Annotated in this window: 7 protein-coding genes; 3 read left to right on the top strand and 4 right to left on the bottom strand. The window is 54.9% G+C overall.

Annotated features, from left to right (window positions below):
- Positions 1-22: 22 nt before the first annotated feature.
- Both H0248_RS11110 and H0248_RS11105 read right to left on the bottom strand, forming a co-directional pair.
- A complete protein-coding gene (locus H0248_RS11110) occupies positions 23-292 on the bottom strand; it encodes a hypothetical protein (RefSeq protein ID WP_240346045.1) in 270 nt (89 codons plus the stop codon).
- Entirely contained in the window at positions 282-956 is a 675-nt protein-coding gene (locus tag H0248_RS11105) for a hypothetical protein (protein WP_180785981.1), read from the bottom strand. Before H0248_RS11105 ends, H0248_RS11110 begins: the two co-directional genes overlap by 11 nt.
- Positions 957-1,283: 327 nt before the next feature.
- Here H0248_RS11105 and H0248_RS11100 point away from each other — a divergent pair, with 327 nt between their 5' ends.
- Positions 1,284-1,532: a GlsB/YeaQ/YmgE family stress response membrane protein gene (locus H0248_RS11100; RefSeq protein WP_102116457.1), complete on the top strand. Its 249-nt coding sequence runs from the start codon at positions 1,284-1,286 to the stop codon at positions 1,530-1,532.
- 101 nt (positions 1,533-1,633) lie between these two features.
- Here the strand turns inward: H0248_RS11100 and H0248_RS11095 are convergent, their stop codons facing one another.
- On the bottom strand, positions 1,634-2,728 hold the full coding sequence (locus H0248_RS11095; RefSeq protein ID WP_180785980.1) for an ABC transporter ATP-binding protein: 1,095 nt from the start codon (positions 2,726-2,728) through the stop codon (positions 1,634-1,636).
- Positions 2,729-2,920: 192 nt separating this feature from the next.
- Positions 2,921-4,414, bottom strand: a complete 1,494-nt coding sequence (gene pdxR, locus H0248_RS11090) for a MocR-like pyridoxine biosynthesis transcription factor PdxR (protein ID WP_180785979.1) — start codon at positions 4,412-4,414, stop codon at positions 2,921-2,923.
- 153 nt (positions 4,415-4,567) lie between these two features.
- Between pdxR and H0248_RS11085 the strand changes: the two genes are divergently transcribed.
- A complete protein-coding gene (locus H0248_RS11085; protein ID WP_180785978.1) occupies positions 4,568-5,833 on the top strand; it encodes a 4-aminobutyrate--2-oxoglutarate transaminase in 1,266 nt (421 codons plus the stop codon).
- Between the two features lie 10 nt (positions 5,834-5,843).
- Positions 5,844-7,310, top strand: coding sequence for an NAD-dependent succinate-semialdehyde dehydrogenase (locus tag H0248_RS11080; RefSeq protein WP_180785977.1), 1,467 nt, complete (start codon positions 5,844-5,846; stop codon positions 7,308-7,310).
- Positions 7,311-7,319: the final 9 nt, after the last annotated feature.

Below are 7,319 nucleotides of genomic sequence, written 5' to 3'. Positions count from 1 at the left end.
TACACAGAATGATTTACAGGGTCTATTTAGCGGTTTTATAAACTGACCCAATAGCCTCAATTATAGGATCTTTCTGGCGCTTAGTTCTTTTAGCGGAGGCTAAGACGATAGAAAAAACCTCTTCTTTAGTAGCAGTAATGCATTTCCCGTGTGGTGTTATGCGAGCAAGTTCTTCCTGTGTATATTTTATACTTCCCATATGCATCGATCCAATTTTATCTTCATAAAAATCAATATCATGAATATTTTGAATTAGAGGTGGAGCATAGGTTTTTTTTCTGTTAGTTGCCATTTTCACCTCCATTAGATTCGTTCTCACTGAGCTCATTATCGCCTAAAAAATACTCGCCTTCAACGTCATCGTTTACTACCTGAATGTCTTCACGAAGCCATTGAAGAAGATTTTCTGAAGAGCGCCACAGTATCGTTTTGCTACCTCCCGTTATATCCTCAAAACCTTGTGTAATATAATAGTTAGCAACACTATCATTAATCGGTTCGATTAAGCGGACTCCGGTGCACTGTGTCTCTATTATGAAAAATAGTACGGCGTAGAGTGCATACTTTAGGGTATTCCCATCCAGTTCTGAATCACGCAGATGGAAATTTTGTAACATTTCAACAGTTAGCGTTGGACCTTCCTCAAAGTGCTCTCCATCTTCTTCCCATTCAGTTCGCGGACAAAAGCTGCACATGCAAGCTGCTGCTGGCCTGTCTTCTGTATCAAGGAGTTTAAAACTGAAGTTAAAAGCATTCGGGCTTTCTAATATTCCACCGTTTTGATTCCAAGGTAGCTGATGAGTATTAATAATATTTCGTGTGTGAGCAATACACCACGCCAAATCTACAGCAGTCAATTGCGCAACACGAAACTCTTTGTTTGCGAGGCCTAGTATCTCATTTGTAGAGGCTAATGCTCTTACGCCAGCGTCTAAAATATATAGTGCATCTGGCATCGTTCTCTCCGATGTTGAGTGTTGAGATTGATTCAATGATTTATCCTAATAGGATAAGTCCATTTAATATATTGAAAATCAGATGTTTTATGTTTAATTGGTTTTTTATTAATGGAATTGAGATCGTCATCGAAGTTATTTTCCGCTGGATACTGTGACCCTAAATATCGGCGAGCGAATTATTGTATTCCTCAGTGAGTGATGCGCAGCATCATGAAACACCCCTCCCACCACTTCCCCATTCCTCACCTATACTTGCTTAACTGCCCGATTTGCCAACGAGCGGCAACGTCGGGTGTGGTGAAAACGAAAACGCGAGGAGTAGGTATGGGTATTCTGTCCTGGATTATTTTTGGCTTGATTGCGGGGATTCTGGCTAAGTGGATTATGCCCGGTAAAGACGGCGGCGGTTTTATCCTGACGGTGTTGCTCGGAATTGTTGGTGCGGTCGTAGGGGGTTACATCAGCGTTTTCTTTGGGTTCGGCCGTGTCGATGGCTTTAATTTCGGCAGTTTTGTGGTGGCGGTTGTCGGCGCGCTTGTCGTGCTGTGGGGATACCGCAAGATTCGGGATTAATTTTGTATCCGTTGCCCCTGTGCAGGGGCAACGGGCTTTCTTTCTTATTTCTTGTCTGATGGTTTTTCCCGCATATTCTTGGTGCTGTCAGTGCGCCACGCCTAATGCGTGATGATGCTATCCAGCGCGCGCAGGTGTTCCGGCTGCCAGGACAGATTGACTTCGGTGCCGGCTTTCCAGTGTGGCTGAATCTCGCTGGCGGGGAGTTTCACCATAAACTGCGGCTGGCCTGCCACTTCAGTCATCATCCTGACGTGATCGCCCAGATAGATGAACTGCTGAATACGGGCTTTGACATGCTGCATGCCGTCATCGACGTGAGCCGCGTTGACGTGAATACGTTCCGGACGGATGCAGAGCGTGATTTTTCGACCCGGTGAACTGGGGCGGACTTTCAGCGCGCGTAGCGAAGTGCCGTCGTCCAGCGTTGCCCGATAGAATGCGCCTTCGGCCTCGGCACGCGTGGCGAGCAGCGTATTATTTTCGCCGATAAACTGCGCCACAAAAGCGTTCTCTGGTTTTTCGTAGATGTCGCTGGGGCTGTCCATCTGCTGAATCACGCCATCGTTAAACACGGCGACGCGGTTGGACATCGTCATCGCTTCGCTCTGGTCATGGGTGACGTACACCACGGTTAATTCCAGCGACTGATGCAGCTCCTTGATTTCTAGCTGCATATGCTCGCGCAGTTGCTTGTCCAGCGCGCCCAGCGGTTCATCCATCAGCACCAGCTTTGGCTCGAAAACCAGTGCGCGAGCCAGCGCCACACGCTGCTGCTGGCCGCCGGACATCTGTGCAGGGTAGCGGTCGGCCAGATTGGTGAGCTTTACGCGATCCAGTACCCGATCCACTTTCTCTTTGATATCGGCACGGTTCAGGCGGCGGATGGAAAGCGGAAATGCCAGATTCTCCGCCACGGTCATGTGTGGGAACAGCGCGTAGTTCTGAAACACCATACCGATATCACGCTGGTGCGGCGGGAGATGGTGCAGCGGGGCGTCGCGCAGCATAATTTCCCCCTGCGTCGGGGTTTCAAACCCGGCGAGCATCATCAAACTGGTGGTTTTTCCCGAGCCGGATGGCCCAAGTAGGGTCAGAAATTCACCTTCACGGATATCCAGATTGAGGTTTTTGACGATCAGGCGGTCGCCGTCATAGGTCTTCTGAACATTCCTGAAGCTGACGTAATTTCTCATTTTTCACTCTCCGGCAGTCACTGTTATTCATAAGAATGCATAAACCATGCCGAATGCGTAGTGAGCAGAAAATACCGTGTTGCAATGTGTCATAACGCCGTCGTTCACCTCAACCAGTGCGCCGTAATAGGGCGCATCGATGGAGGAGAGCACCGTCACGGTGCGAAGGGACGCATATAAAAACGGGAGCTGTCAGGCGTCAGAATGAGGGGGATTCAGCGCCTGAATACAGGCCACAATCACGGAGAAAGCCTGCGTCATGTGGCTCTCTTCCACGCTGGCGTAGCCCAGTAATAAACCGCGCTGCTGTGTCGGTTGCAGATAGTAGCTGGAAAGTGGTTTGACCATCACGCCGCGGCGCAAAATCGCGGCGCTCAATACAACATCGTCGATGTGGGAAGGCAGGCTGAGCAGCATATGCAGCCCGGCGTTGCTGTTGTCCCCGACGTAATCTGCGCCCAGATGCTGTTCGATCAGTGACGTCAATAGCGCGCGGCGTTTGGCATACAGCAGGCGCATACGGCGGATATGCGCGGCGTAGTGGCCTTCGCGGATAAACTGCGCGAGCGTCGCCTGCGTGAGCCAGTGTCCGCCGCGATAGAGTTCGGAATGTGCCGTCTTCAGCGACTGCGCCAGCAGCGGCGGCAGCACCATGTAGCTGACGCGCAGGCCGGGGTAGAGCGTTTTGCTGAATGTGCCGATGTAGATTACCGGTGATTGCGCCTGTAGCCCTTGCAGCGCAGGGATCGGGCTGCCGGAAAAGCGAAACTCGCTGTCGTAATCATCCTCAACGACCCAGCAGCCGTGCTCCTGCGCCAGTGCCAGCAGCCGTTGACGCCGCGCCAGACTCATCACCGCGCCCAGCGGATACTGATGTGACGGTGTCACGCAAATCAGGCGTGGGGCGGCATCGGGCGAGAGCGTTTCCGGCGGTACCAGCCCCTGTTCATCCACATCGACGGGGGCAACGCGCAGGCCGTTAATCGTCAGGACATTACGAATGCCCCAATAGCAGGGATCTTCAATCCAGGCCAGATCGCCGGGGTTGCACAGCATTTTAGCCAGCAGATCCATCGCCTGATGGGTGCCTTCGGTAATCAGAATCTGCTCCGGCGTACACTCCACCGAACGGGCGACGCGCAGGTAATCCACCAGCGCCAATTGCAGCTCGGGGCAGCCGCCAATCGGCGAATAGGAAAGCTGCTCGGGACGAACGCGCCGCGTCAGGCGCGTCTGAATCCGTCGCCATAAATCGTGGGGAAAACTAGCGATATCCGGGATGCCCGGCATAAATGCGCCCCATTGTCGGGCGGAGGCACCGGCATACCCCAGCAGATGCATACCGCGCCGCGACAGCTCATGCTTAGGCTCGCGTATTTCCCCAGCATTGTCGCTGCTCACCGGCTGCATGTTGCCATCGGGGAGCTGTTCCGTGACGAAGGTTCCGCTTCCTTTGCGCGCGTCAATATAGCCTTCCGCCAGTAGCTGTTCGTAAGCTGTCAGCACGGTATTGCGCGACAGCGACAGCTGCTGCGCCAGATCGCGCGACGATGGCAGACGCTCGCCAGCGGCAATCGCGCCATCAAGAATCGCCAGCCGAATGCTGTCGTACAAACGCTTGTTCAGCGCGCCGTCTTGCTGGTTGGCTAAACGCTGAAGCAATAAGTCGGTCAGAAGTGAGCGCAAAAGTGGATCCTTCAAATATTCAAAACTGGCACTGGATTATAGAACCATTTCGCGTCTAAATGACATCATCATCTTGCAACTACACTAATCGTTACCGTTCGACTCATCATCGTTCAACGACTAACCGATGTGTTTGGGATACCGGAGCAGACCATGAAGAATAGCGAACTGAATCAACGCCGTCTGGCCGCCACACCGCGTGGTGTGGGCGTCATGTGTGATTTCTATGCCGAGCGTGCGGAAAACAGCACCCTGTGGGATGTGGAAGGTCGAGAATTTATCGATTTCGCCGCCGGGATTGCGGTACTGAACACCGGACACCGCCACCCGAAGATTGTCGCGGCGGTGCGCGAGCAGTTGGATCGCTTTACCCATACGGCCTACCAGATTGTACCTTACGGCAGCTATGTCACGTTGGCCGAGCGCATCAACGCGCTGGCACCGATTGAAGGCGCGGCAAAGACCACGTTCTTTACCACCGGCGCCGAAGCAGTAGAAAACGCGGTGAAAATTGCCCGCGCGTACACCAAACGCCCCGGCGTGATCGCCTTCAACGCGGCGTTTCACGGCCGTACGCTGTTGACCATGACGCTGACGGGCAAAGTGGCACCATACTCCACAGGATTCGGGCCGTTCCCCGGCTCCATTTTTCACGCGCTTTATCCGAATGAGAAACAAGGCATCACCGTTGAGCAGGCGCTGGAAAGCGTCGAACGCCTGATGCATACCGACATCGCCGCCGATCAGGTTGCCGCGATTATTCTGGAGCCGGTACAGGGCGAAGGCGGTTTCCACGTCGCGCCGCCAGCCTTTATCAGCGGGCTGCGTAAACTGTGCGACGAACATGGCATCCTGCTGATTGCCGATGAAGTGCAGACCGGTTTTGCCCGTACCGGTAAGCTGTTTGCGATGGAATATTACGCGGAGAAAGCGGACCTGATCACCATGGCGAAAAGCCTGGGCGGTGGCTTCCCGATCTCCGGCGTCGTCGGTCGCGCTGACGTCATGGATGCCCCTTCGCCGGGCGGACTGGGTGGCACCTATGCGGGTAACCCGCTGTCGGTCGCCTCGGCGCTGGCGGTATTGGATGTGATTGAAGAAGAGAAATTGTGCCAACGAGCACAGCGTCTGGGGGCTGCGCTGGTGGAAACGCTGGATAAGATCAAAGCGCAGTGTCCGGCACTGGTGGCGATTCGTGCACAGGGCTCGATGGTCGCCGCCGAATTTAACGATCCGCAGACCGGTAAACCCTCGGCAGAGATTACCCGTCAATTTCAGAAAAGCGCGTTGGAAGCCAGTCTGCTGCTCCTGACCTGCGGCGTGCATGGCAACGTGATTCGTTTCCTGTATCCGTTAACGGTGCCTGACGATCAGTTCAGCAAGGCGATGAGCATCCTGACGCGCGTATTAACACGATAGAAGAGAAGCTATGCAACTGGAACAGTTACTGAAACAACAAACCTTATTCCGTCAACACTGCCTGATTGACGGCGAGTGGCAAGACAGCCAAAACGGTGAGCGTCTGGACGTCACCAATCCGGCGACGGGCGAGGTACTGGGTAGCGTACCGCTAGTGACGGTGTCACAAACTCAGCAGGCGATTACCGCCGCTGAACAGGCGCTGGTTGAGTGGCGTAAGAAGACGGGAAAAGAACGTGCCGCGCTATTGCAGGCGTGGGCACGCCTGATTATGGACAATCAGGAGGATCTGGCTGCGCTGCTGACGGCGGAACAGGGAAAACCGCTGGCGGAAGCGCGGGGCGAAATCGCCTATGCGACCAGCTTTATCGACTGGTTTGCGGAAGAAGCCAAGCGCATTGAAGGCAGCGTGCTGCAATCCCCACAGGGGCAACAGCGCCTGCTGGTCATCAAGCAGCCGATTGGCGTGTGTGCGGCGATTACGCCGTGGAATTTCCCCGCGGCGATGATCACGCGTAAGGTCGGACCCGCGCTGGCGGCCGGTTGCACGATGATCGTTAAGCCTGCCGAGCAGACACCGTTTACCGCACTGGCGTTAGCGGAACTGGCGCAGCAGGCGGGGATTCCGCGTGGCGTGTTGCAGGTCATCGTCGGCGATGCGCAGTCGGTCGGTAAAGTGCTGTGTGATAGCCCGGTGGTGCGCAAGCTGAGCTTCACGGGTTCAACGGAAGTAGGCCGCATTCTGATGGCGCAGAGTGCGCCGACGGTGAAAAAGCTGTCGCTGGAGCTGGGCGGTAACGCGCCGTTTATCGTATTCGATGATGCCGATGTAGATCAGGCGGTGAAAGGCATTCTGGCCTCCAAGTTCCGCAACAGCGGGCAGACCTGCGTCTGCGCCAACCGAATCTACGTGCAAGAGGGTATTTATCCAGCGCTTGTCGAACGGCTGGTTGAGGAAGTGCGCAAGTTGAAGGTCGGCGACGGTACGCAGCCGGGCGTGACGCAGGGGCCGCTGATTGATGCCGATGCGGTCAGCAAGGTTGAGCAGCACATTGCTGATGCACTATCTCACGGGGCAACGCTGCTGCTGGGTGGGAAACGCCACGAACGGGGCGGCACGTTCTTCACGCCAACCATCGTCGGCGGGGTGACGCGCGAGATGCGTTTTGCCCGCGAAGAGACGTTCGGGCCCGTGGCACCGCTGTTCCGCTTCAGTGATGAAGCTGAGGCAATTGCGATGGCGAACGATACCGAGTTTGGGCTGGCAGCCTATGTCTACACGCGTGACGCCGTGCGTCAGTGGACGGTGCCGGAAGCGCTGGACTACGGCATGGTTGGCATTAATACCGGGTTGATCTCGAATGAAGTCGCGCCGTTTGGCGGCGTGAAGCAGTCCGGGCTGGGGCGTGAAGGGTCACGTTTCGGGATCGAAGACTATCTGGAAATGAAATACCTCTGCGTCGATCTTTCCCGGTAGATCGTCGGT

This window comes from Pectobacterium brasiliense (assembly GCF_013449685.1).
GTDB classification, from domain to species: Bacteria; Pseudomonadota; Gammaproteobacteria; order Enterobacterales; family Enterobacteriaceae; genus Pectobacterium; species Pectobacterium brasiliense_A.
Note: the sequence above shows the minus strand (reverse complement) of the source record. Positions and strands in the feature narration are given on the sequence as shown.

What these genes read in the sequence shown, in the direction of transcription:
- H0248_RS11110 (WP_240346045.1), bottom strand. Translation starts at nt 292, where the DNA reads ATGGCAACTAACAGAAAAAAAACCTATGCTCCACCTCTAATTCAAAAT.
- H0248_RS11105 (WP_180785981.1), bottom strand. Translation starts at nt 956, where the DNA reads ATGCCAGATGCACTATATATTTTAGACGCTGGCGTAAGAGCATTAGCC.
- H0248_RS11100 (WP_102116457.1), top strand. Translation starts at nt 1,284, where the DNA reads ATGGGTATTCTGTCCTGGATTATTTTTGGCTTGATTGCGGGGATTCTG.
- H0248_RS11095 (WP_180785980.1), bottom strand. Translation starts at nt 2,728, where the DNA reads ATGAGAAATTACGTCAGCTTCAGGAATGTTCAGAAGACCTATGACGGC.
- H0248_RS11085 (WP_180785978.1), top strand. Translation starts at nt 4,568, where the DNA reads ATGAAGAATAGCGAACTGAATCAACGCCGTCTGGCCGCCACACCGCGT.
- H0248_RS11080 (WP_180785977.1), top strand. Translation starts at nt 5,844, where the DNA reads ATGCAACTGGAACAGTTACTGAAACAACAAACCTTATTCCGTCAACAC.